At 66.5% G+C, this 21,620-nt stretch carries 25 protein-coding genes, 1 tRNA gene and 1 other RNA gene; 20 read left to right on the forward strand and 7 right to left on the reverse strand.

The window, feature by feature from the left end:
• Positions 1–78: 78 nt before the first annotated feature.
• Positions 79–1,149 (reverse strand): S66 family peptidase, encoded by a 1,071-nt coding sequence (locus K7W42_RS06360; protein ID WP_224573221.1) that lies wholly within the window; start codon positions 1,147–1,149, stop codon positions 79–81.
• Between the two features lie 457 nt (positions 1,150–1,606).
• Here K7W42_RS06360 and K7W42_RS06365 point away from each other — a divergent pair, with 457 nt between their 5' ends.
• From K7W42_RS06365 to K7W42_RS06400, 8 genes are all read left to right on the forward strand, one after another.
• Complete coding sequence (locus K7W42_RS06365) at positions 1,607–2,509, forward strand: SDR family oxidoreductase (RefSeq protein ID WP_224573222.1); 903 nt, start codon at positions 1,607–1,609, stop codon at positions 2,507–2,509.
• A 33-nt stretch (positions 2,510–2,542) separates the two neighbouring features.
• On the forward strand, positions 2,543–3,037 hold the full coding sequence (locus K7W42_RS06370) for a YciE/YciF ferroxidase family protein (protein ID WP_224573223.1): 495 nt from the start codon (positions 2,543–2,545) through the stop codon (positions 3,035–3,037).
• A 336-nt stretch (positions 3,038–3,373) separates the two neighbouring features.
• Positions 3,374–3,577, forward strand: a complete 204-nt coding sequence (locus tag K7W42_RS06375; RefSeq protein WP_224573224.1) for a DUF2171 domain-containing protein — start codon at positions 3,374–3,376, stop codon at positions 3,575–3,577.
• 122 nt (positions 3,578–3,699) lie between these two features.
• The gene (locus K7W42_RS06380; protein ID WP_224573225.1) at positions 3,700–4,272 is read left to right on the forward strand and encodes a 5-formyltetrahydrofolate cyclo-ligase; all 573 of its coding nucleotides are present in this window, start codon (positions 3,700–3,702) and stop codon (positions 4,270–4,272) included.
• A 17-nt stretch (positions 4,273–4,289) separates the two neighbouring features.
• Entirely contained in the window at positions 4,290–4,892 is a 603-nt protein-coding gene (locus K7W42_RS06385; RefSeq protein ID WP_224573226.1) for a DinB family protein, read from the forward strand.
• Positions 4,893–4,919: 27 nt separating this feature from the next.
• Positions 4,920–5,996: a PilT/PilU family type 4a pilus ATPase gene (locus K7W42_RS06390; RefSeq protein ID WP_157460473.1), complete on the forward strand. Its 1,077-nt coding sequence runs from the start codon at positions 4,920–4,922 to the stop codon at positions 5,994–5,996.
• A gap of 337 nt (positions 5,997–6,333) precedes the next feature.
• Positions 6,334–6,525, forward strand: coding sequence for a hypothetical protein (locus tag K7W42_RS06395; RefSeq protein WP_224573227.1), 192 nt, complete (start codon positions 6,334–6,336; stop codon positions 6,523–6,525).
• A gap of 68 nt (positions 6,526–6,593) precedes the next feature.
• A complete protein-coding gene (locus K7W42_RS06400) occupies positions 6,594–6,887 on the forward strand; it encodes a Rho termination factor N-terminal domain-containing protein (protein WP_224573228.1) in 294 nt (97 codons plus the stop codon).
• 14 nt (positions 6,888–6,901) lie between these two features.
• On the opposite strand, the gene K7W42_RS06405 is transcribed toward K7W42_RS06400, so the two are convergent.
• Entirely contained in the window at positions 6,902–7,786 is an 885-nt protein-coding gene (locus tag K7W42_RS06405; protein ID WP_224573230.1) for an SMP-30/gluconolactonase/LRE family protein, read from the reverse strand.
• 140 nt (positions 7,787–7,926) lie between these two features.
• On the opposite strand from K7W42_RS06405, the gene K7W42_RS06410 reads away from it, so the two are divergent.
• The 3 genes from K7W42_RS06410 (at position 7,927) to odhB (ending at position 12,977) form a co-directional block, all read left to right on the forward strand.
• Positions 7,927–10,773 carry a 2-oxoglutarate dehydrogenase E1 component gene (locus K7W42_RS06410; protein ID WP_224573232.1) on the forward strand — a complete coding sequence of 949 codons (2,847 nt, stop codon included), beginning with the start codon at positions 7,927–7,929 and terminating at the stop codon, positions 10,771–10,773.
• 271 nt (positions 10,774–11,044) lie between these two features.
• Positions 11,045–11,515: a hypothetical protein gene (locus K7W42_RS06415; protein WP_224573234.1), complete on the forward strand. Its 471-nt coding sequence runs from the start codon at positions 11,045–11,047 to the stop codon at positions 11,513–11,515.
• 178 nt (positions 11,516–11,693) lie between these two features.
• Positions 11,694–12,977, forward strand: a complete 1,284-nt coding sequence (odhB, locus tag K7W42_RS06420; RefSeq protein WP_224573235.1) for a 2-oxoglutarate dehydrogenase complex dihydrolipoyllysine-residue succinyltransferase — start codon at positions 11,694–11,696, stop codon at positions 12,975–12,977.
• Between the two features lie 238 nt (positions 12,978–13,215).
• Here odhB and K7W42_RS06425 read toward each other — a convergent pair whose 3' ends face one another.
• Positions 13,216–13,938 (reverse strand): carbonic anhydrase, encoded by a 723-nt coding sequence (locus tag K7W42_RS06425; protein WP_198170763.1) that lies wholly within the window; start codon positions 13,936–13,938, stop codon positions 13,216–13,218.
• A 59-nt stretch (positions 13,939–13,997) separates the two neighbouring features.
• Here K7W42_RS06425 and K7W42_RS06430 point away from each other — a divergent pair, with 59 nt between their 5' ends.
• Positions 13,998–14,384, forward strand: coding sequence for a hypothetical protein (locus K7W42_RS06430; protein ID WP_224573236.1), 387 nt, complete (start codon positions 13,998–14,000; stop codon positions 14,382–14,384).
• 56 nt (positions 14,385–14,440) lie between these two features.
• On the forward strand, positions 14,441–14,632 hold the full coding sequence (locus K7W42_RS06435; RefSeq protein ID WP_224573237.1) for a hypothetical protein: 192 nt from the start codon (positions 14,441–14,443) through the stop codon (positions 14,630–14,632).
• Positions 14,633–15,138: 506 nt separating this feature from the next.
• Here the strand turns inward: K7W42_RS06435 and ffs are convergent.
• Together ffs and K7W42_RS06445 are read right to left on the reverse strand one after the other, a co-directional pair.
• An RNA gene (gene ffs / locus K7W42_RS06440) (signal recognition particle sRNA small type) lies at positions 15,139–15,237 on the reverse strand.
• A gap of 75 nt (positions 15,238–15,312) precedes the next feature.
• Positions 15,313–15,396 (reverse strand) — tRNA-Leu (locus K7W42_RS06445).
• Positions 15,397–15,573: 177 nt separating this feature from the next.
• Here K7W42_RS06445 and rpsO point away from each other — a divergent pair.
• Positions 15,574–15,849, forward strand: a complete 276-nt coding sequence (gene rpsO / locus K7W42_RS06450) for a 30S ribosomal protein S15 (protein ID WP_157460482.1) — start codon at positions 15,574–15,576, stop codon at positions 15,847–15,849.
• Positions 15,850–15,904: 55 nt separating this feature from the next.
• On the opposite strand, the gene K7W42_RS06455 is transcribed toward rpsO, so the two are convergent.
• Positions 15,905–16,351 carry a gamma-glutamylcyclotransferase family protein gene (locus tag K7W42_RS06455; RefSeq protein ID WP_224573238.1) on the reverse strand — a complete coding sequence of 149 codons (447 nt, stop codon included), beginning with the start codon at positions 16,349–16,351 and terminating at the stop codon, positions 15,905–15,907.
• A 47-nt stretch (positions 16,352–16,398) separates the two neighbouring features.
• Here K7W42_RS06455 and K7W42_RS06460 point away from each other — a divergent pair, with 47 nt between their 5' ends.
• Both K7W42_RS06460 and K7W42_RS06465 read left to right on the forward strand, forming a co-directional pair.
• Positions 16,399–16,839, forward strand: coding sequence for an NUDIX hydrolase (locus K7W42_RS06460; protein ID WP_224573239.1), 441 nt, complete (start codon positions 16,399–16,401; stop codon positions 16,837–16,839).
• A gap of 138 nt (positions 16,840–16,977) precedes the next feature.
• Positions 16,978–17,616, forward strand: a complete 639-nt coding sequence (locus tag K7W42_RS06465; protein WP_224573240.1) for a DUF2268 domain-containing putative Zn-dependent protease — start codon at positions 16,978–16,980, stop codon at positions 17,614–17,616.
• Positions 17,617–17,868: 252 nt separating this feature from the next.
• Here K7W42_RS06465 and K7W42_RS06470 read toward each other — a convergent pair whose 3' ends face one another.
• Positions 17,869–18,564 (reverse strand): XRE family transcriptional regulator, encoded by a 696-nt coding sequence (locus K7W42_RS06470; RefSeq protein WP_224573241.1) that lies wholly within the window; start codon positions 18,562–18,564, stop codon positions 17,869–17,871.
• A gap of 89 nt (positions 18,565–18,653) precedes the next feature.
• On the opposite strand from K7W42_RS06470, the gene K7W42_RS06475 reads away from it, so the two are divergent.
• From K7W42_RS06475 to K7W42_RS06490, 4 genes are all read left to right on the forward strand, one after another.
• On the forward strand, positions 18,654–19,046 hold the full coding sequence (locus tag K7W42_RS06475) for a hypothetical protein (protein ID WP_224573242.1): 393 nt from the start codon (positions 18,654–18,656) through the stop codon (positions 19,044–19,046).
• Positions 19,047–19,194: 148 nt separating this feature from the next.
• A complete protein-coding gene (locus tag K7W42_RS06480; RefSeq protein ID WP_224573243.1) occupies positions 19,195–20,304 on the forward strand; it encodes a S1C family serine protease in 1,110 nt (369 codons plus the stop codon).
• A 108-nt stretch (positions 20,305–20,412) separates the two neighbouring features.
• Positions 20,413–20,883: a multidrug DMT transporter gene (locus K7W42_RS06485; RefSeq protein ID WP_157460488.1), complete on the forward strand. Its 471-nt coding sequence runs from the start codon at positions 20,413–20,415 to the stop codon at positions 20,881–20,883.
• Positions 20,884–20,933: 50 nt separating this feature from the next.
• Positions 20,934–21,608, forward strand: coding sequence for a hypothetical protein (locus K7W42_RS06490; RefSeq protein WP_224573245.1), 675 nt, complete (start codon positions 20,934–20,936; stop codon positions 21,606–21,608).
• Positions 21,609–21,620: the final 12 nt, after the last annotated feature.

Raw genomic sequence — 21,620 nt, forward strand, 5'->3', positions numbered from 1 at the left:
AGAACCCGTGACCCGAGGTGGCCCCTGAGTTCTGGGCCCGCATGGCCTGGCAAGATTGGACCTTCAATGCGTGGGCCTTCAGGGCCAGATGGTGACGCGCCTGGCCTGCGGGTCTAACCGCGCCTGGGCGCCCAGGGGCAGGGTCAGCTGCGGACTGGTGTGCCCGAACTCCAGGCCAGCGACCACTGGCAGTTCCGGGCGGTCAGCTTCGGCCAGCACGCGCCTCACCCAGCCGTGCAGTTCAGCCGTCATCTCGGGGGTGTAGCCGCGTGGGCGGGCCAGCAGCAGCCCGGCAGCCCCGGCCAGAATGCCCTGGGCGGCGTAGTTGCGCAGCCAGTAGCCCACCTGATGCGGCGGGGGCACATCCTCGCTGGTTTCCAGAGCCAGCACAGCGCCGCGCCACAGCGCTGGCGACGGCCAGCCCGGCGTGCCGTTGAGCATGTCCAGCACCTCCAGGCAGCCGCCCATCAGGTGACCCTGGGCGGGGACGTCCCCCTGAAGCCAGGTCCAGCCCTCTGTGGGAGAAGCCGGCGTGAACGTGCGCGGCACCTCCTGGGCCACCTCGTCGCGCCAGTCGGGCCCGCCGGCGGTCCATTCCGGGGCCGGCTCCAGGTCAAAGGGGGCCGGCTCGTCTATCAGCGCCCGGCGCAGGCCCCGGACGGTAAAGGGGTGCAGGCCGCCGTTCTCGGCCAGGTCGGTCAGCAGGGCCGGGCCGTGGTAGGCCATGACACCCGCGCGCAGAAACTGGGTCAGGGTGACGGTGCTGTCGCTGAAGCCCAAGAAGGCCTTGGGGTGCGCCCGCAGAAGGTCAGGGTCCAGGTGGGGCAGCAGCCGCACGCTGTCATCGCCGCCGATCACGCTGACCATGCCGTGAATGTCCCCCTGCGTCAGCGCCCAGTGCAGGTCGTCGGCGCGGGCCTGAGGGTGGGCCGCCAGGTAGTCGGGGCCGCGCAGAGCGTTTGGCGCGGGCACCACCTCCCAGCCAAAGGCGCCCGCCACCTGACGCACGCCCGCGCGGTAGCGGTGCATGACCTCGGTCACAAAGCCGCTGGACAGGCTTAGGGCCGCCACCCGCGAGCCGGGCCCCAGGCGCGGTGGCCGCACGAAGCTGGGCGGAGTCGTGGAGCCGGCTGAAGCGTCCGTCGTCATGTCCGGCAGGCTAGCCCGGCGGAACTGCGCCGGCATGGCGCACATGGCCCAGCGTCTCTGGGTCATCTGGCCTGCCCCTGCCGCCTTGAGTCAGGACCGCCTTTTGAGTGCGACAGGTTGGTGCTGGGGACAGGACCCACTGAAAGGGGACGAGTGTGCTTCTTCCACCGTCACCGCCCGTTGCTGCTCTCCGCTTTTCTTAGCCCCGCCAGCCACTCAGGGACTGCGGTGAGTCTGGGGCCAAAGCACGCAGACAGACCCGCCTGGCCATGCAAGGAACGCGAGCAGAGCACCGCTGCACGACCCCACATGAAGGCGCCCGGAGCCTCCGCCCCAGTCAGCACAAAACGCGGTGAACCCTTCTTCAGCGAACTCTTGCCCGGCGTACCCATCAATTTTCAAGACTGGCGCGGTCACAGTGACGCATGTTCGTTCGTCCCCAACCCCAGGAGGTTCCATGACCAAAGACGACCCCAGCCAGACCCCCGAAACGGCTCCCGCCACCGCCATGCCCGAGCAGCTGCCGGCCGAGACGCAGGCGCAGCAGCCCGGCCGGGAAGCCGACATGAGCCTGGCCCCGGTGGTCATCCGCGAGGGGTATCAGGGCAGTGGCCGCCTGAAGGGCAAGGTGGCCCTAATTACTGGCGGCGACAGCGGCATTGGCCGCGCAGTGGCCGTTCACTTCGCCCGTGAGGGCGCCGATGTGGCCATCGTGTACCTGGACGAAACAGAAGACGCCCGCGCCACCCTGGCCATGATTGAGGCCGAGGGCCGTCAGGGGCTGCTGCTGGCCGGCGATGTGGGCGACCCTGACTTTTGCCAGGACGCGGTGAACCGCACGGTGGGCACGCTGGGCGGCCTGCATGTGCTGGTCAACAATGCCGCCGAACAGCATCCGCAAGACAGCATCGCGGACATCACACCCGAGCAGCTGCTGGGCACCTTCCGCACCAACATCTTTTCGATGTTCTATCTGGTGCAGGCAGCGCTGCCGCACCTGAAAGAAGGCAGCAGCATTGTCAACACGACCAGCGTAACGGCCTACCGGGGCAGCCCCAAACTGCTGGACTACGCCAGTACCAAGGGCGCCATCGTGGCCTTTACCCGCAGCCTCAGCGGCAGCCTGGCCGAGCAAAAGATTCGCGTGAACGCCGTGGCGCCGGGTCCCATCTGGACGCCGCTGATTCCCAGCACTTTCGACGCCAAGAAGGTGGGTGAGTTTGGTCAGGACGTGCCGCTGGGCCGCGCTGGGCAGCCCGCCGAGGTGGCCCCGGCATTTGTGTTTCTGGCCAGCGACGACAGCAGCTACATCACAGGCCAGGTGATTCATCCCAACGGCGGAGAAATCATCAACGGCTGAACTCCTCTCATCTCCCATCTCCAAGGAGTCATCATGACCACCCTGAAAAATCTGCAGGACCTGTACGTTGAGCAGCTCCGTGACCTCTACTCCGCCGAGACGCAGCTGGTTGAGGCGCTGCCCAAGATGGCGGCCGCCGCCAACGACGCCCTACTTCGGCAGGGGTTTCTCAAGCACCTGGCCCAGACCCAGCAGCAGGTGCAGCGCCTGGACACCATCTTTGCCGACCTGGGCCAGACCCCCGGCGGCCACACCTGCAAGGCCATGCAGGGTCTGATTGCCGAAGGCGCCGAAATGATCGCCCAGGACGCTGCGCCTGCCGTCAAGGACGCTGGCCTGATTGCCTGCGCCCAGCGCGTCGAACACTACGAAATCGCCGGATACGGCACCGTGGCCCGCTATGCCCAGGTGCTGGGCCATCAGCAGCATCTGGAAGTGCTGCGCGTGACCGAGACCGAAGAAAAGGCCACCGACAGCGACCTAACCGCGCTGGCCGGAACGATTAATCAGGCGGCCGCGCAGGCCTGACAGCGGCACCCAGAGCGGCCAATGGGCTTCTCCTTTGGCCGCTTCTCAGGCAAAGGGAGTGAGACTCCATCACAGACAGCGTCAGATGTGGGCATGAGGGGCGCCTCTTGCCCCAAGGTGGAGGGAGCCGCCCTGAAAGGTTTGTCAGGGCGGCTGTTTTCGGAGTGATGCAGAAGGCCTGCCCTACTGGAGATGGTGCCCCCAGGCCAAGGAGCAGGGCGGCCGCATCAACGGGAAGCCGCTCTGAAGCCTCAGCTCATCTGCCTTCAGGGGCAGCGGTTCAGAGTAGAGAACACCTTGACCCGCCCACACGTGGCGGCCGTGAGGAGGCCACCTATGAACGAGATTACCCAGGGCATGCCTATTTTCTGCGCCGACGGCATTCAGCACGGCACGGTGGTCGAGATTGACCGCGACTACATTCGGATGCGGCTGCCCAACGACACCCGCGACCACTTTGTTCCGCTCGACACGGTGGCCCGCGTGGAAGACGCTGTTCACCTGAAGCTCAACCACCACGATCTGCTCGCCACCCTGTAAACCAGAGGGCGCGTCCCGAGGCGCTGCTATGAGCATACCTACCCTGACGGGGCCCCTCTTCTAGCGGTCCCGCTTTTTTCTGCCACTGACAGCGTGCGCGCAGATGCCCTAGCCTGCTGTCTATGCTGACCGCTGGCGCCTACCGCGAACAGGTCTGGGATGAACTGGCCCGCAGACGTGCCTGCGCCTATCCCCTCCCGCCGCATGGGCACTGTCCCAACTTTACCCACGCCCGCAAGGCCGCCGTGCAGCTCCTGGCGCACCCCCAGGTCGCGGCCCTGCACACCCTGATCGTGGGGCCAGAACGCGCACTGTATCCGCTGCGGAGCCTGGCCCTCAAGGCCGGCAAGACCCTGTATGTCCCCCACCAGAAAAAAGAAGGCTGGTACTGGACACTCTCGGACCCGGCGGGGGCGCGCCTGAGCGCCATGCCCACCCAAGGTGAACCCACACTGAAACCTGGGGGGGCCCAGGCCGCCGTCCTAGCCTGTGTGGCGGCAGACCCGTCTGGCGCGCGGCTGGGGAAAGGGTTTGGCTGGGGAGCACGGGGACTGCGCCTGAACCTGCCTGAATACACCCTGGCCCACCCGCTGATGCTGCCGGACCAGTTGCCCTGCCCGCCCGACTCGCGGGTGACGCTGATTGGCACGGCGGGCGGGGTGCTCGTCTGCCCGGCCGAAACTTCAGGGCTCTGAGGCGCGTACCATGCGGTATGAGCCGACGCCCCAGCGCCTACGTGCCCGCCCTTGTTACGGTTGCCACGGTGGGGGTGGCCGCTGGCGCCGCCTACCTGGCCCGCACCCGCAAGAAAGAGGTCACAGGCCTAGTGGTGAGCCGGGTGCTGGAACGTCCCGTGTCCCGCAGTTCATACAGCGACCTGGGCCAGAGTCTGGAACGTGCCGGCACCTTCCTGACCGGCCGGGCCGAGCGGGCCGCCGACACCCCGGCCAACCGCGAGGTGCTGGGCCACATCCTTGGCATTGAGCGCTGGGGCCAGGGGCGCCTGCGGGCCGCACTGGGGGCAAAGGCCGACCTGGACGGCAGTTACCACAGCCACCGCCCGCCGCAGGACACGCCGCTGCGCGAGCTGCAGCAGCTGGTCACCACCACCCGCGCCGCCACCGTGGACCTGACCCGGCGCCTGCACCGCACCCCGCCCGACGACGCCCTGACCATTCCCCACAACCAGTTTGGCCCCATGACGCCCAAAGCCTGGCTGCGCTACCTGATCCAGCACGCTGACTTAGAGAGCCGGCGGCTGCGCGGCGGCGTGGCGACACCAGAGGCCGCCCCCACCAGTGCAGCAAAACTGTAAGACCTCACCCTCTACCCTGAGGGAGCCATGAGTGTCCTCAACAGCGTCCTAACCGCCATTGTGAAAGACGGAGCCAGCGACATCCACCTGCGGACCGGCAGCGCCCCGGCTGGGCGCGTAAATGGCCTGATTAAGCGCTACGGCGACACCCGCCTGGGACCAGACCACGTGGAGGCCTTTGCCCGCGAGATGATGTCGCCCCCCATGTGGGACGACTTTACCCAGCGGCGCGAAGCCGACTTTGCGTACGGGATTCCGGGGCTGGCGCGCTTTCGCGTGAATGCCTACTGGCAACGCGGCACCATCGGCCTGATTATGCGGGTCATTGAGGACAAGGCCATTCCCAACTTTCAGCAGCTGGGGCTACCCATCGAGACCTTTGAGCAGCTCGCCCAGCACGAGCGCGGCCTGATTCTGGTCACTGGCCCCACCGGCAGCGGCAAGACGACCACCCTGGCCAGCCTGCTCGACCACATCAACGACACGCAGCCCGTCAATATCGTGACCCTGGAAGACCCCATTGAGGTGCTGCACAAGGACAAGACGGCCATGATCAGCCAGCGCGAACTGGGCATGGACACCCTAACCTTTGCCAACGGCCTGCGCGCCTCTATGCGTCAGGACCCCGACGTGATCCTGATTGGCGAGATGCGCGACAAGGAAACGGTGGAAGCGGCTTTGAGCGCGGCGCAAACCGGCCACCTGGTGTTTTCCACGCTGCACACGCAGGACGCGGTGCGGACCGTTAACCGCATCATCGATTTTTTCGCCCCGCACGAGCGCGACCAGATTCGTCAGGGGCTGTCCGAGAGCATCGTGGGCATCATCAGCCAGCGCCTGCTGCCCAAAGCCGGGGGCGGGCGCGTGCTGGGCCTGGAAATCCTGCTGGGCACGCCCACCGTGCGCGAGTGCATCAAAGACCCCGAACGCACCGAGGAAATCAAGCAGGCGCTGCAGGAAGGCGGGTCGCGCGGCATGCACACCTTTGACCAGCACCTCGCCAGTCTGGTGCAAAGCGGCCAGATGACCGAGGAAGACGCTCTGGCCAGCGCCACCAGCGCCCACGAACTGAAGATCATGATGATGCGCGCCCAGTACGCCTGAGCCGGCGTTCGGGCGGACGAGCAAAGCGGCGCGGCTGAACGAGCAGGTGGAAGACAGGGCCAGGACGCAGGTACCCCTCCTGTGCATGCAGCCAAGGGACAAAGATGGGAGAGCGGCCAAGACGCGGGCCGCTCTTTTTCATGGCCGTTGTAGACCTGCGCCACAAAACGCTGAGGCTCTGTTGGGACGGGCTTCATAGGGTAGGCGGGGGTACGTTCTGGGCCGGGGGGGTGCGCTTTGCTGGGGACAGTTGTTCACCGCTGCGGCCTGCTGGGCGCACGCCGGGGCCGTCTGCTCCGTTGTCCCTGACCCTTGCGTCCTGACTGGGAGGTTCCCCATGAAACTGCACAATATCCTGTATCTGCTAGGCTTTGGTTCAATCGCGCTGAGTGCGTCGCAGTATTTCCAGAGCGACGCTTCGAGCAAGGAGCGCGACGGCCTGTTCGTGGGACACTGGGCGCCCACGTTCTTCATCCTGGGCAAGATTATTGAGGACAAGAGCCGCCTCAACCGCTCTTTGACCGAGTAACCGTCTGGAAAATAAGCGCGCCGGGGCTGCAAGGCTGCCGGCGCGTTTGCCTTTCAAGGAGGTGGGCCATGCCCGACGCCTGGAGCAAGAAAGATGAGCGGCAATACGAGCACATTAAAGACAGCGCCCTGGAACGCGGCGAGAGCGAGGACCGCGCCGAGGAGTTCGCCGCCCGCACCGTCAACAAGCACCGGCGGGAGGAGGGACGCACCCCCAACACCCGCACCCAGGGCACCGGCAACCCCCACACAGCCCTGGCGGACCTGAGCCGCGACGAACTGTACAACCGCGCCAAGGAAAAAGACGTGCCGGGCCGCAGCCGCATGAGCAAAGCCGAGCTGGTCGCCGCACTGGGCGGCTGAATTGGGCGGCTGACCTACAGCCTCAGGCTCTGCACCACCGTCGGCACCCGCCAGAATTCGGTGCTGGTGGTGATAAAGAGGGTGGTCCCCTCCGGGCCGCCAAAGCAGAGGTTGGTGGCCTTCTGGCCCACCAGAATGCGGCCCAGTTCCTGACCGCCTGGGCTCAGGACATGCACGCCGTCTCCGGCACTGCTCCAGATGCGACCCGCCTCGTCCAACCGCAGACCATCGGTTTTGCCGGGGTCCACCCGGAAGTGTTCGCCGTCCAGCGTGGCCTGCCCATCCGGAGTGACCCGGTAACGGTAGGTCGCGCTGTCGCCGGTATCGGCCAGCAGGAGCAGGTCGGGACGGGCAAAAATCAGGCCGTTGGGTTTGAAGCGGTCCCGGATAGGCGCCGTCAGGGTGCCGTCTGGGGCGAGGCGAAAGACCCAGCGGCCCGGCAGTTCCATCGGCGCGCCGGTGCCGCCTTCTTCCGGCTTGTCCAGACCGTAGCTGGGGTCACTGAACCAGAGGCTGCCGTCAGGGTGCAGCGCCACGTCGTTGGGCGAATTGAGACGCTGGCCCTCGAAACGGTCGGCCAGGACGGTCCAGCGGCCATCGGCTTCCTGGCGCAGCAGGGCGCGCTGCCCATGTGAGCAGGCAATCAGGCGGCCATCGGCATCGATGCAGTGTCCGTTCTGGTAGCTGCTGGGGTGCATCTCCTCTTTCAACTCGCCCGCGTCCGTATAAGCCCAGGTGCGGTTGCCCGCCACATCGCTAAAAATCACGGCGCCGCGCGCCGGCACATAGGTTGGGCCTTCACCGGCCTGATAGCCCCGGCCCAGGCATTCAGGCGCCGCGCCGGTGGGAAACAGTCGCAGGAAGTCGGGATGGGCGGCCTGAAAGGCGGGGTGGGTCATGGCCCTATGCTGCGGCCTGAGCGGCCAGCAGTGCCAGCGCCGGGCTGTCCGGCTGACCCGGATGGTTACGCGCACAGGAACAAAGAAGGAGTGAAGGGGGCGGGCGTCAGGCGCCGCAGCCAGCGGTATGCTGAGGCGTTATGACGCAGTCGCAGACCATCATGTCCGGCGGGAACGCGGCCTTTATCGAAGGGCTGTACGAGGCCTACCTGGCTGACCCCCAGAGTGTGGACGCCGAGTGGCGGGCCTACTTCGACGAGGTGCGCGCCGGGGCGCAGGATACGGCCCATTCGGCTATTCAGCAGGCTTTTTACCAGCTGGGCACCCAGCGCCGGGGCCAGACCCTGGTGCCCGCGCCGCAGGGCGTAGGCGGCGCGCAGCAGGCCGCCGGCGCCCTGGTGACGGCCTACCGCGTCTACGGGCACATCAGCGCCCGGACCAACCCGCTAAAGATGCGCGGCCTGCCGGTTGTGCCCGAGTTGACGCCGGAATACTACGGCCTGTCGGCGGCCGACCTGAACCAGCCTGTGCAGGACGGTCCCTTTGCCGGCGCCCTGCGCGACGTGATGGCCCAGTTGCACGACACCTACTGCGGCGCCATTGGCTTTGAGTTCTCCTATCTGCCGGCGCCCGAACGCGCGTGGTTTCAGGAGCGCATTGAGGCCGGACGTGGCCGGGGCCAGTACACCCGCGAGGAACGCCGCCGCCTGATGGTCAAACTGAACGCCGCCGAGGGGCTGGAGCTGTACCTCAAAAACAAGTACCCCGGCGTCAAGCGCTTTGGTCTGGAAGGCGGCGAGAGCTTTATTCCGCTGCTGGACCGCATCATTCAGCAGGCTGGGAAAGCGGGCGTCAAGGAAGTCGTGATCGGTATGGCCCACCGCGGCCGCCTGAACACCCTGGTCAACATCTTCGGCAAGCCCAGCTCTGTCCTGTTCGACGAATTCGACGGCAAGAAAAAACTGAGCGACAACCCCGACGTGGCCGGCGACGTGAAGTACCACATGGGCTATTCGAGCGACGTGCGCACGCCCGGCGGCCCCATGCACCTCGCGCTGGCCTTTAACCCCAGCCACCTGGAAATCGTGTCGCCGGTGGTCCACGGCAGCGTGCGTGCCCGGCAGGACCGCCGGGGCGACCTGGAGCGCCGCAGCGTGCTGCCCGTCACCATCCACGGCGACGCCGCCGTCAGCGGGCAGGGCGTGGTCATGGAAACCCTGAACCTCTCGCGCCTGCGCGGTTTTTCCACGGGCGGCGCGGTGCGGATCGTCATCAACAACCAGGTGGGCTTCACCATCTCCGACCCACGCGACACCAGAAGCAGCCGCTACTGCACCGACGTGGCCAAGATTGCTAACGCCCCCGTGCTGCACGTCAACGGCGACGACCCCGAAGCCGTGGCCTTTTGCGGCGACCTGGCGCTGGCCTACCGCCAGGAATTCGGCAAGGACGTCTTTATCGACCTGATCTGCTTCCGGCGCAACGGCCACAACGAGGGCGACGAGCCGCGTATGACCCAGCCCATCATGTACCGCGAGATTGACGCCCACCCCGGCACCCGCGCGCTGTACGCCAAGGAGCTGGAAGCGGCGGGCGTGCTGGAATCCGGCGAGGGCGACCGCCTGGTGGGCCGCCTGCGCGACCAGCTGGACGCCGGCGAGGCCGTGGTTGAGGAAGTGGAGAACCTCGCGCAGAGCAAACTGGCCGTGGACTGGAAGGAGTACACCGGCACCCACTGGCGCGACGAGGTGCCCACGGCGGTGCCGCAGGACAAACTGACGGAACTGGGCCTGCAACTCACGGAGGTGCCCGAAGGCTTCAAGGTGCACCGGACCATTGAGCGCACGGTCATCAAGCCGCGCGCGGCGATGGCCAGAGGCGAACAGCCGCTGGACTGGGGCATGGGCGAGATGCTGGCCTACGCCACGCTGCTGGAGGAGGGCCACGGCGTCCGCCTGGTGGGCCAGGACTCGGGGCGCGGCACCTTTGTTCACCGTCACGCGGTCCTGCACGACCAGAATGCGGCTGACCCCATGAACGAGGAATACATGGCCCTGGCGCACCTGCGAGACGGGCAGGGCCGCGTGGAAGTCATCGACTCCACCCTCTCCGAAGAAGCCGTGATGGCCTTCGAATACGGCTACTCCACCAGCGAGCCCAAGGCGCTGGTGGCCTGGGAAGCGCAGTTCGGGGACTTTGCCAACGGCGCCCAGGCCGTCATTGACCAGTTCCTGAGCGCCGGGGAAAGCAAGTGGCAGCGCCTGTCGGGCCTGACCCTGCTGCTGCCCCACGGCTACGAAGGGGCCGGTCCGGAACATTCCAGCGCCCGTCTGGAGCGCTACTTGCAGCTGTGCGCCCAGAAGAACATGCAGGTTGTGGTGCCCAGCAGCGCCGCGCAAATTTTCCACCTGCTGCGCCGCCAGGTGCTGCGGCCCTACCGCAAGCCCCTGATTGTGATGACCCCCAAGAGCCTGCTGCGCAACAAGCAGGCCATGAGCCCCCTGTCTGACCTGGCCACCGGCCGTTTCTGCGAGGTCATTGGCGACGAGACGGTGCAGAGCGCCCGGCGCGTGGTGATCAGCTCGGGCAAGCTGCACTGGGAACTGGCCGAGGCGCGCGACGCGGACCGGGACGGCTACGCAGGCACGGCCCTGATTCGCCTGGAACAGCTGTATCCCTTCCCGGCCCAGGCTCTGGCCGGGGAACTGGCGAAGCACCCCGGCGCGCAGGTGGTCTGGGCGCAGGAAGAACCCGAGAACCAGGGCGCCTGGCTGATGATCTGGGAAGACCTGGAAAAGATTCTGGCCCCCGGACAGACCCTGAAGGCGTCTACCCGCCCGCGCGCCGCCAGCACCGCCGCCGGGTACGCCAGCGTGCACGCCAAGGAGCAGGCCAAGGTTATTGCCGACGCCCTGGGTGAAAAGGTCAGCGGCGAGGTCGTAGAGGAACAGAAGGAACTGGCCGAAACCGCCAAGCAACAGGGCTAACCCTGCGTCTTCCTGGCCGCCGCATGTAACTTGCGGCGGCCTTTGTTCTGCTTTCCTCTGCGGCAAGAACAGCAAATGAAGAGAGTCACAGGTGGAGCTACCTCTCAGCTCTCTCTCAGCTTTCTAGCCTCTTTCTGACGCTCTGGTGGAGGAACCAGCAGACCTTCACCCCTCCTTCAGTTTGCCCCTGGCTGTCTCCTCAAGAGGGGCACACGGGGGCACCCTAGCCTCATGAGGACATACCACGACTCATATCCTCTGGAGGTGCCCTATGCGAATGCTGTCAATAGGTGTTAGTGGAATGCTGCTCGGCCTGACCACGGCCGCCGGTGCCCAATGTGTGCAGAAGCCCAGCCACGCTTTTAACGGCCTGGTGCCGATTGTGTATCCCAGCAGTAACGGGAGCGCGCTGCTCCAGCGAGCCTGTGATGCCGGCGCCCAGCGCCTGGCCAGTGACGTGATGGCCAGCGCCAAAGCCCAGGGGATTGCCGTGAAATGGGTCGAGATTTACGGCGCGCGGCGCTGGGGGTCTACCTTTCACGACCTGATCTACAAGACCCGCGCTTACGGGTACAACCAGGCCAGCTTTGCCAAGTACAACGTGGTGCCCAAAAGCAAGATGAGCGGCGGCGAGTTCCTGGTGTACGCCAACAAGACCGGCAAATACATTGCTATGGCCTCGTATCAGGAAGGCAGCAGCACCGCCAATACAGCCGACGTGTTTGTGGTGTACGGCAATTAGAGAAGATTAAGCGCCCTCTCTAGCCATCAGGAAAAGGCAAGCGCCCTGGGTTCAGAGCCCTGAGGCGCTGCGCTTTTTTTGGCCTTCTGAAGTTTAGCCATAGGGACGTTCTCCTGCCGCCGGCCGTCCCGCGTCCCCGGCCCAGGCACAGGGCCAGAGGGGTATAACAGAAGGCGCTATGGCGGATATCAAAGTTCCTGTTTTTTCCGAGTCGGTCAGCGAGGGCTCGCTGCTGGCGTGGCACAAGAAGCCCGGCGACGCAGTCAAGCGCGGCGAGGTGCTGGCCGAGATTGAAACCGACAAGGTGGTCTTGGAAGTCACGGCCCTGCAAGACGGCGTGCTGGTCAGCGTTGCCAAGAACGAGGGCGACACTGTGCTGAGCGAGGAAACCCTGGGCGTGGTGGGCGAGGCGGGCAGTGCTCCGGCCCCCAGCGCCAGCGCCGCCGCTGACCCCGCCGCCGGCCCGGTGGCCAATGAAACGAGCGCTGGCGGAACCGCTGCCCAGCCGGACAGCGCCCCGGCCGGCAGCCTGCTAGGCAATGAGGCCACCCGCCGCGACGACCTGTCACCGGCAGTCCGCAAGATTGTGGCTGAGCAGGGCCTGAACCCCGCCCAGATTCCGGCCACAGGCCCGCGCGGCAACATCACCAAGGCCGACGCTGTGGCGGCTGCGCAGGGCGGCGGCACGCAGCAGGGTCCGCAGACCGCTGCGGCGCCTGCGCAGGCTAGTGTGACGCCCGCCGCCAGCATTCCGGCTGGCGCCCGCCCCGAACAGCGCGTGCCCATGACCCGCATCCGTCAGCGCATCAGCGAACGCCTGAAGGACGTGCAGAACACGGCGGCGCTGCTGACCACCTTCAACGAAGTGAACATGAAGCCGGCGATGGACCTGCGCAAGAAGTACCAGGACCAGTTTGTCGCCAAGCACGGCACCAAGCTGGGCTTCATGAGCCTCTTCGTGCGCGCCGCCACCGAGGCCCTCAAGGCCTTCCCCGTGGTCAATGCCAGCGTCGAAGGCAAGGACATCATCTACCACGGGTACTACGACATAGGCATTGCCGTGGCCAGCGAGCGCGGCCTGGTGGTGCCCATCCTGCGCGACACCGACACCATGAGCCTCGCGGGCATTGAAAAGCAGATCGCCGAGTTTGCGACCAAGGCCAAGGGCGGAAAACTGACGCTGGACGATATGTCGGGCGGCACCTTCTCCATCACCAACGGCGGTACCTTCGGTTCCATGATGAGCACGCCCATCATTAACGCACCCCAGAGCGCCATTCTGGGCATGCACAACATCATCGAGCGGCCAATTGCCCAGAACGGGCAGGTTGTGATTGCCCCCATGATGTACCTCGCGCTGTCCTACGACCACCGCATCATTGACGGCAAAGAAGCGGTGCAGTTTCTGGTCATGATCAAAAACCTGCTGGAAGACCCGGCCCGGATGCTGCTGGAACTGTAAGGGCAGAGAATGGACGATTGGCCGTGAACGGTCAACCGCACCAGCAAGAAGGGCAGGCCAAGGGGAAATCCCGGCCTGCCCTTCTTCCGTTGCCTTTGCTCTAGGGTTGCTCTGACTTTCAGAGGACACCAGGAAGGCCCTGCTTTTCTCGCCGCTGTCGCCACTTTGCTCTGCCGCACCACGGTGCAAGACCACTCGGGTGCTTTGGCCCTGGACTGCTAAAGCCTGCCCTTCCCTCTTACACCTGCAGGTCTTCTTCCTCGGTCAAGAAATCCACGGCGCCGCTGCCTATCTCGTAGTAGGCACCAATCACGCGAATCTGGCCGCTGGCCTCGGCGGCCTGAATGACGGGTTCCTGGCGCAGCAGGTGAACCTGATACCGCACGTTGTTCAGCACCGCCTCGCGCATGCGGGCCTTCTTGTCGCGGATGGTCGGCATCCCCACCAGCGCCGGCTGAATGCAGCGAATCAGGTTTTGCAGGTGGGCTGGTTCCTGGGCCACGCGCGTCTCGGGCAGCAGGGCCGCCGCCACAGCGCCGCAGGCTTCGTGGCCCATCACCACAATCAGGTGTACGTCCAGGTGGCGCACCGCATATTCCAGGGTGCCCAGCCCCGCCTCGCCCACCACATGCCCGGCCACGCGCACCACGAACAGCTGCCCCAGGCCCTGGTCAAACACCAGTTCCACGGGAACGCGGCTGTCGCTGCACGCCAGTACGGCGGCGTAAGGGGTCTGGCCCATAATCTGTGCGCGGCGCTCGTTGGCGCTCATCTCGGGGCGGGTGGCCTGGCCACTGAAAAAACGGGCGTTGCCGTCTTTGAGGGCCTGAATGGCCGCGTCGGGGGTGGCCACATCCGACTCTTTGAGGTCGGCAATATCGGCCATGCTGGCGCCGCGCCGGATGGCGTCAAGGATCCGGCGTTCCAGGTCGGCGGCTATCTGCGCAGCACTTTCGCTCATGGGCGGCATGGTAGCGCCCCGCCTGCGCGCCGGGCTGCACCGGGTCTATCCTCGGCACCATGAGCCATGACCTGCCCCTGGACCCCACCGCCGAGCCGACCATCAGCGAACTGCTGGAGCGGTACGCCACCCTGCGCGACACCCTGCTGGGTCTGGAAGCCGAACGGGACGCCCTGGGCACGCAGCTGAAAGCCGCCCTGAATGCTGGCGCGCACGCCGAGACCGACCTGTACCGCGCCGCCCTGAAGGTCACGCGGCGCGTGGAATATCCGCTGGACCGCTTCCGCGAGGTGTTTGGGGACGTCGCCGCGCTGGAAGTGGCCACCATTGACCGCAAGAAGGCCGACGCGCTGGCCGGCGCCGGCGACCTGGATGCCGATCAGCTGCGCGACCTGGCGGTGGTCAAGGAAACGCAGGCGCTGGTGCTTCAGCCCAAAACGCGCTGACCTGCCCCTGACGCCGCGCGGACCCTGACGTGACAGGCGGCCGGCACTCTGGGGCCATGAGCCAGAACCCCAACTTCCTGCGGTCTTTTTTGCTCCCGGTTCTGCGTCCCGTCCTGGGAACACACGACCTGGAAGCCCACGCGCCCACCGAACACTTCACCGCTCAGGCCCACGTCTACACCGAGCGCGAGGCCCGGCAGGCCCGGCGCCGCCTGGCCCAGAGCGACCTGGAACGGCTGACACAGTAAGGGGGCGTACGGTCGAGGCGTTTGTGTCAGCGCCTCAATCCGACCAGAGAAAGAGGACAGCAGGTGCCAGGCGCGGAGTTGGCCAGTCGGGAATGCACTAATGGGTCAGCAGAACAGGCAGAAGTCGTACAAGACGGCTGCGGTCCGTCACCTCACCACATCAGAACAAAGCCGGTCCACTTCCGAAACCCGGTTCTCTCGACCTCTTGCTGCTGATACGGACTCCGATTAAATCGTTTGCAAAAACGGTTTCATCCGAGCAGAGCGAGCAGGAGCAGGGCGGGTTCCGGGCGTGGAGTTTGCAAACCAGTTCTGTTCTGGTTTGTAAACGGAATAGACGGAATCCGTATGAGATGACCAGCAAAAAGGCGGCACCTGATAGCTGTGTTCGGCGGCGTTGAGGCGTATGCGCTCAGGGTGCAGCGGCACACTCCTGCCAGCCCACCACACCAACAACAGGCGGCCACCAGAACCTTTGGTGGCCGCCCGGACAGGGTGAGCAAAAAGCATTGCCGGTGAGCAGCGGCACCCGCGAATCATCCCTTATGGCTGCTGCCTTCCGGCCCTGACCAGGTTCAGGCGTTCACGCTGCGCTGCGCCAGCAATGCGCAGCGAAGATAGCACAGAGAGGAAGAAGAAGCGCGCCGGTCCCCAGGGCAGGAAACCGGCGCGTCTTTGTTTGGTGCTCGGGATGGGACTTGAACCCACACAGCTAAGCTACACGCCCCTCAAACGTGCGCGTCTACCAATTCCGCCACCCGAGCAGTCCATGAGAGGCGAAGCCATATTAGGGGGGTCGGCGGCGGGTGTCAAGGCGGGCCGCTTGCGCCCAGGCCCGCGCGTGGTATGCTCACGTTTGCCGCCGCGAGCGGTCAGACCCCGCCTCAGGCGGTTTTTGTCTGGCTGATGCGTGCGGGACGCCACAACAAGAGAGGTTTTCCATGATTGAGAAGAAGCAGACCATCCAGACCCACGCCAAGCACGGCACCGACACCGGCAGCACCGCCGTGCAGATTGCGCTGCTCACCGAGCGCATCAGCAACCTGGCCGCCCACCTGACGGCCAACAAGAAAGACAAGCACGGCCAGCGCGGCCTGCAGCTGATGAACGGTCAGCGCCGCCGCCTGCTGAAGTACCTGGAGCGCACCAGCTACGACGAGTACATCGCCCTGACCGACCAGCTCAAGATTCGCCGCGGCCAGCGCATCGTCCGCTAACACCTGCGCCTCCCCGGCCGCCGCTCCCCCAGCAGGGAGCGGCGGCTTTTTTGGCTTACCGCTCGCCGGCAGCAGGGCGTTCCCGGTGGGGCGCGGCCCGCCAGTCCCCGCCGGCCACCGGGGCCGCGCCGGGCTGAGCCAGCCGGTCAGGGCGGGCATAGATATAGACCCAGGCGGCCACCTCTTCCCCACTGTCCAGCTGCAGTGTGGCCACCTCGCGGGTGTACAGGGGCGGCTGCTCGCCCACGCCTTCCAGCTCGTCCAGTTGCGGCAGCGCGGCGGCCCAGGCATCTGGCCCGTAGGTCAGCAGCACGCCACGGACCTGGGCCTCGGCCGGGCCGGCTTGCAGCGCCGGGTAGGCTTCGGGGTGCAGGTGGTACAGCGTAAAGCCGCGCAAGGTGGCGGGCTGGGCCTGGGGGACGCCGGCCGCCGTCAGGTGGGCGTTGCGCTCGCCAGGCATCAGGGTGCCGTACACGAACACGCGGGTCGGCGGAGGCGTCATGGCTGTCACTGTAGCGGCCAGGCGGCGCCCCACCTATCCTCGAGCCTATGTCCCTGCGCCAGTGTGCCGCCGCTCTGCTCGTGAATCCATCAGGCCACCTCCTGCTGATACAGCAGCAGTACGGGCTTCGGCTGTGGGGCGCACCCGGCGGCGTGGTGGATGAGGGCGAGACCCCACAGGCCGCAGCGGTGCGCGAGACGCAGGAAGAGGTGGGCCTGACCGTCGAGGTTACGGGTTTGGTCGGCCGCTACCTGTTGCAGGGCGGCGGCTGGCCCGACGTTCTGGCCCACGTTTTTCTGGCGCGGGTGGTGGCGGGCACGCCCCGGCCGGACCCCGCCGAGGTGGCTGCGCTGGGCTGGTATCCCCCAGACCAACTGCCAGGGCCACTGCTGCCCGACCTGGAGGCGGCCTTGCAGGACTGGCAGGCAGGTCAGCTGGGCGCCGAACGCACGGTGCAGCGCCGCCTGACCCTGCCGCCCCTGCACTGATCACGGTAGATGGCGCGAGGGCACCACGCACCCCATCCAGGCCACTCCCCTTGCCGCCTGAACCTGAAGAGCTGAGCCCCGGAGGATTTCTGAAAGCAGGTGGACTCTTCTGCTCCGCTGTGTGACGCTGGCAGCCAGATGAAAGCCAACGTCTTCCATTTCCTGAATGCGGGCGAACAACTTCCAAAAGCACTGTCGGCACAGGTGGACGCCGTGGCGCGCGAAGCGTTCACCCGCCACACCGGCCGGTTGGGCCTGGATGGGGTGGACGCCGTCCTCTATGCCAGCCCGTGGACGATTCCGGAAACAGGCATGGTGGGCAATGCCCCAGACGGGTACAGCGTTCATCTCGCCGTGACCCCACAGAGTCCACAGTTCCTTAACCATTGGCAACGCGAGCTGCCCGCGACGCTCGCTCACGAACTCCATCACGCGAAACGCTGGCGTCACGCGAGCCTCGGAACGTTGCTGGAGGCCCTGGTCTTTGAAGGACTTGCTCAGCATTACGAGGTCGAGGAACGCAGTGAGCCCCCACTCTATGCCCAGCCCACCACCGACCTGGGCGCCCTGTGGGCACGGGCGCGCGAGCAGTTGGACGGCCCGTATGACCATCAGGCCTGGTTCCTCGGCTCCGTAAGTCAAGAACTGCCCCGCTGGGGAGGCTACGCCCTGGGGTTTGAGTTGATTCGTCAGTTCCTGCAGCGCGAGGGCGGAGACGCGGTCATTCACGCCTCAACACCGGCAGAACACTTCCGCTCTGCCTGGTCGCTTGATTGAAAGCGGGAGTGGAGGACGCTCCAGAGCTTTCGCCCACGGTCATCCGGGAATGGGTGCATAGGGGGCAGACGGTAGGCGGCTGGAGAGACGAGAGACGCATCCTGTCCTGCCAGAGACCAGGGCCGACGTCCCGGCTCCGGCAGGCGTTATGGACTAAACTCGGACACCCATTCTGCTGCGCTTCGCCCGTCCGTTGGCCCCGGCACCTTTGAGGCTCAATGCTCTCGGCAGGGCTGGGTTTTCTGCTCTGCGCTAGACCCGCTGGCCGCGCGGCTGGTGAAAATACACCCGGCCCACCACCGTCGCTTCCTCGGGCCGCACCGGGGGATGGTCGGGGTTGTCACTGCTGAGCCACAGATGCGCGCTGTAGCGGCGCAGCCGCTTGACGGTCAGGCCCAGCCCCGGCACATGCAGGACATAGATGCGGCCCTCGCGCAAATCCAGGTCGCCGGGGTCCACATACACGCGGTCCCCAGGCCGGATGCCGCCGGCCTCGGTGGTCATAGAATCGCCCTGGACCTCCAGCACCAGCATGCCGGGACGGTGATCACGCAGCGGCACGAGTTCGTAGTCAATCACGCGGCCTTCAGTCTCGCTGGTGGGCAGCCCAGCGGTGGCCAGGGCGCGCACCGGCACCCGCACCAGTTCCAGTGTGCCCAGCACGTCCTCGCTGGGGTGAGAGGCCAGGGGCCGCAGGCCCGTGCGAGCCATCCATTCACTGAGGGACAGGCCCAGGGCGCGCCGCAGGGCATCCTGACGCGCCGGGGTCAGGGCGCCCAGATCACGCTCACCGCGCTCCAGACGACTGAGGTACGGCTGTGTCACCTGGCCTTCCTCGCCGCCGTGTTCGGCGGTCAGGGCGCTCAGCTGGGCCTGGCCCACCCCCCGGCGCAGCCGTTGCTGCCGCAGCCACTGGGCGAGGTCGGAGGAAGGCAGCTCAGACGACATGAATGCAGTGTAAACGGCAGAGCAGAAGGCGATTGCATACCTCTGCATTGCAATATGTCTACAGACATATTATGCTGAGAGCAGACCGCATGAGCCTGTTTTCGTGCGGCCCCGCGTTCTTTTTCCTGCTGGAGGCTGTCATGCCCGACCCGTCATCCCTGCCGCCCACGCTGCCGACCCTCGCCCCCCTGCTGCTGCTGGCATTTGCCGCAGGCAGCTTTACCCAGCTGACCCGGCTGCTGGCCCGTCCTGGTCGGCTGCGCCTGCGCCCCACCGCCGCTCAGGCTCTGGCCGCCGGAGTGGCCGCCCTGACGGTGGTGGCCCTGCTCAGCCTGGCCTTTCCGGCCCCAGCCCCCGCCGCGCTGCTGGCGGCGGCGTGCGTAACCGGCTGGAGTGGCCCGGCCATTCTGGGCCGCCTCAGCGCCCTGACCGAGCGCCAACTGGGCCTGCGGTTACCCCCCGAGCGGGACAATCAGGGCTAAGGCGGCTGGCCCTCTGCGCCCCCAGCTAGAGGTCAAATTCACACCGCATTCACATGGGAAGTTTGGCCACAACAGCCCCTAGAGCAGCCGGGCAGAATAGCGCATGAACCTAAGGTCAGTTCGGGGCGGCCTCGTCCGTCCTTTCCTTGTGACGCTCCTGTCTGCCTTTCTGACGATGGGAACAGCCCAGCAGGCGGCCCCCATCGCCGCGCCCGCCGCTCAGAGTGGCCAGAACCCACGGATGCAGGGCGCCAAGCCGCTGAGCGCGCAGGAGCAGGCCACGCTGCAGGCCCTGGTCAGTAAGGTGCGGCCCGCCACCGTGCGCGTGGAACAGTGCGCCAATACCAGTTGCACGAGCCGCGACGGTGTGGGCAGCGGCGTGCTGATCTCGGCCGACGGCCTGGTGCTGACGGCCTACCACGTCATTCAGGGCGCCACCATCCTGAGTGTGCAGACCGAGAACCGCACCCGCTACACGGCGCAGGTCGTGGGTTACAACGACCAGGACGACCTCGCCCTGCTGCGGGTGAAGGTGCCGGCCGGCACGCCCTTCCTGCCGCTGGCCGCCGCACGCCCGGTTATCGGCGACATTGCCCTGGCGATTGGCAACGGCAACGGCGCCTTCCTGAAGACCAAGGTGGGCCGCCTGACTGGCCTGGACGCCGACGCTGGTCGCGCCGACTTTCCGCCCGGCACCCTGGAACTGGATGCCCCCCTGATTCCTGGGGACAGCGGCGGCCCAGTCGTGAACGCCCGGGGCGAGCTGACCGGCATCGTGAGCTACATCAGCCTGAACCCGCAGTCCAAGCAGCCGCAGTCCTACGCCGTGCCCGTGACGGCCACCGACCCCCGGCTGACCCAACTGAAAGCCGGCGCTAAGCTGGACGCCCCAATTATCGGCATTACCCTGGCTGGCCCTTTCGCTGAGCTGAGTTTCCTGCCCGAGCGCTACTTTGCAGAGCTGACCAAACTGCTGAAACTGGGCGACACGCCGGGGGCCTTTTTTAACAGCGTGTCCAAAAACAGCCCAGCAGAGAAAGCAGGCCTAAGGCCACTGGTCCTGAATGGCAACGACGAGCGGGTCTCGGGCGACATCGTGACGGCGGTGAACGGCAAGCGCATCGTCAACTTCGGGGAGTTCCAGTACGCGGTACGTGCGTACAAACCCGGCGACACCATCACCCTGAGCGTGCTGCGCGACGGCAAGCCGCTGGAAGTCAAGCTGACCCTGGTGGGCCGCAGCACCGTCTCCAACTGACGGCCAAGTAAGGGCCGAAGGCGTCTTGCCTTCGGCTCTTTTGCATAGCCATCTTCATACTCTCGTAACAGGTCTTGACAATTCTGCCCGCAGCAGAATAATGCAGCTATGGACACCCTGAAAAAAGCCGGAGCCATGCTGGCCCACCTGGAGCTGTTTCACCGCATGCTGGACCTGCGCGGCCTGCTGCAACTGGCGGCCCACATGGAGGAGCGCGGTGACCGTGTGACCCTGATCAGCCCCGGCAGCATCACGCTGATTGGCGCCGAGATGCACAGCGACGCGCAGGTGACGACCACCAAGGGCGCCACCATTGAGGCCGCCACCGCCTACCGCGTGTTGCAGGGCCTCAAAGGGCACGACGCGCCCGAGTACGCCGTGACCCGCGAGGAACTGGGCGCCCTGAACGCCCGCGCCGTGACCGAGCTGGGGGACAGTGACGCCCTGCGCGCCTTCGAGACCACACTGACCCGCATCTCGGCGGCGCCGACCACCCCCACCGAACCCAGCGCCGAGCGCCCTGCCCGCGGCCGGCGCGCCGCCGAGGGCGAAGCGGCCCCGGAACAACCCGCCGCCTAAGCCCGACTTTCATCAGCCGCGTTTCACCCTGGCCCGCTAGGCTGACCGGGATGAAGCGCGGCGTTCTGATGTCTTTGCTGCTGTGGTCAGGGCTGCCGTGGTCAGGGGCTGGGGCCAGCCCGGCGGGTGACCTGCTCCGTCAGGGGGAGTATGCCCGCGCCTACAGTGCGGCGCAGGCGAGCGGCGACTCTCTGACCGCCAGCCGCGCCGCAGCGGCAGTGGCCGAGTACCGCCGGGGAGGCCGCGACTGGGTGGACCGGGCCGTGGCCAGTGCGCAGGCGGCGGCCGCCGCCAGCCCTTCTAACCCCGACGCCCAGCTGGCGCTGGGCAGCGCCCTGGGCCTGCAAGCCCGCGCCGGAGGCTACACGCTGGGTGCCCTCCGCACCGCGCACGGCGCCCGCGCCGCACTGGAACAGGCCCTGACGCTGGCCCCGGCCCGCGCCGACGTGAAAGCAGTGCTGGCCGAATGGCACGCGGGAGCCTGGGCCAAAGCGGGAATTTTTAGCGGCGGCAACGCCGGGCAGGCGCGCACCCTGGCCCTGGCCGCCGCGCAGGCCGCCCCCGAGAATGTCTTTGTGCAGACGCACGCGGGCCTCAGCCTGGCGCTGCTGCGCGACCCACAGGCCGGGCGGGTCCTGGCCCAGGCGGCGGCCCTGTTCCCCACCGACGCGCTGGACCGCGACGTGCAGGCGCTGGCCCAGCAGACGCTGGCCACGCTGAAATAGGCCCCCGCCCGC

The organism is Deinococcus betulae (assembly GCF_020166395.1).
Classification (GTDB): domain Bacteria; phylum Deinococcota; class Deinococci; order Deinococcales; family Deinococcaceae; genus Deinococcus; species Deinococcus betulae.

Bases quoted from the DNA above. Each gene is read 5' to 3' on its own strand.
- K7W42_RS06360 (WP_224573221.1), bottom strand. From the start codon at position 1,149: ATGACGACGGACGCTTCAGCCGGCTCCACGACTCCGCCCAGCTTCGTG.
- K7W42_RS06365 (WP_224573222.1), top strand. From the start codon at position 1,607: ATGACCAAAGACGACCCCAGCCAGACCCCCGAAACGGCTCCCGCCACC.
- K7W42_RS06370 (WP_224573223.1), top strand. From the start codon at position 2,543: ATGACCACCCTGAAAAATCTGCAGGACCTGTACGTTGAGCAGCTCCGT.
- K7W42_RS06375 (WP_224573224.1), top strand. From the start codon at position 3,374: ATGAACGAGATTACCCAGGGCATGCCTATTTTCTGCGCCGACGGCATT.
- K7W42_RS06380 (WP_224573225.1), top strand. From the start codon at position 3,700: ATGCTGACCGCTGGCGCCTACCGCGAACAGGTCTGGGATGAACTGGCC.
- K7W42_RS06385 (WP_224573226.1), top strand. From the start codon at position 4,290: ATGAGCCGACGCCCCAGCGCCTACGTGCCCGCCCTTGTTACGGTTGCC.
- K7W42_RS06390 (WP_157460473.1), top strand. From the start codon at position 4,920: ATGAGTGTCCTCAACAGCGTCCTAACCGCCATTGTGAAAGACGGAGCC.
- K7W42_RS06395 (WP_224573227.1), top strand. From the start codon at position 6,334: ATGAAACTGCACAATATCCTGTATCTGCTAGGCTTTGGTTCAATCGCG.
- K7W42_RS06400 (WP_224573228.1), top strand. From the start codon at position 6,594: ATGCCCGACGCCTGGAGCAAGAAAGATGAGCGGCAATACGAGCACATT.
- K7W42_RS06405 (WP_224573230.1), bottom strand. From the start codon at position 7,786: ATGACCCACCCCGCCTTTCAGGCCGCCCATCCCGACTTCCTGCGACTG.
- K7W42_RS06410 (WP_224573232.1), top strand. From the start codon at position 7,927: ATGACGCAGTCGCAGACCATCATGTCCGGCGGGAACGCGGCCTTTATC.
- K7W42_RS06415 (WP_224573234.1), top strand. From the start codon at position 11,045: ATGCGAATGCTGTCAATAGGTGTTAGTGGAATGCTGCTCGGCCTGACC.
- odhB (WP_224573235.1), top strand. From the start codon at position 11,694: ATGGCGGATATCAAAGTTCCTGTTTTTTCCGAGTCGGTCAGCGAGGGC.
- K7W42_RS06425 (WP_198170763.1), bottom strand. From the start codon at position 13,938: ATGAGCGAAAGTGCTGCGCAGATAGCCGCCGACCTGGAACGCCGGATC.
- K7W42_RS06430 (WP_224573236.1), top strand. From the start codon at position 13,998: ATGAGCCATGACCTGCCCCTGGACCCCACCGCCGAGCCGACCATCAGC.
- K7W42_RS06435 (WP_224573237.1), top strand. From the start codon at position 14,441: ATGAGCCAGAACCCCAACTTCCTGCGGTCTTTTTTGCTCCCGGTTCTG.
- rpsO (WP_157460482.1), top strand. From the start codon at position 15,574: ATGATTGAGAAGAAGCAGACCATCCAGACCCACGCCAAGCACGGCACC.
- K7W42_RS06455 (WP_224573238.1), bottom strand. From the start codon at position 16,351: ATGACGCCTCCGCCGACCCGCGTGTTCGTGTACGGCACCCTGATGCCT.
- K7W42_RS06460 (WP_224573239.1), top strand. From the start codon at position 16,399: ATGTCCCTGCGCCAGTGTGCCGCCGCTCTGCTCGTGAATCCATCAGGC.
- K7W42_RS06465 (WP_224573240.1), top strand. From the start codon at position 16,978: ATGAAAGCCAACGTCTTCCATTTCCTGAATGCGGGCGAACAACTTCCA.
- K7W42_RS06470 (WP_224573241.1), bottom strand. From the start codon at position 18,564: ATGTCGTCTGAGCTGCCTTCCTCCGACCTCGCCCAGTGGCTGCGGCAG.
- K7W42_RS06475 (WP_224573242.1), top strand. From the start codon at position 18,654: ATGAGCCTGTTTTCGTGCGGCCCCGCGTTCTTTTTCCTGCTGGAGGCT.
- K7W42_RS06485 (WP_157460488.1), top strand. From the start codon at position 20,413: ATGGACACCCTGAAAAAAGCCGGAGCCATGCTGGCCCACCTGGAGCTG.
- K7W42_RS06490 (WP_224573245.1), top strand. From the start codon at position 20,934: ATGAAGCGCGGCGTTCTGATGTCTTTGCTGCTGTGGTCAGGGCTGCCG.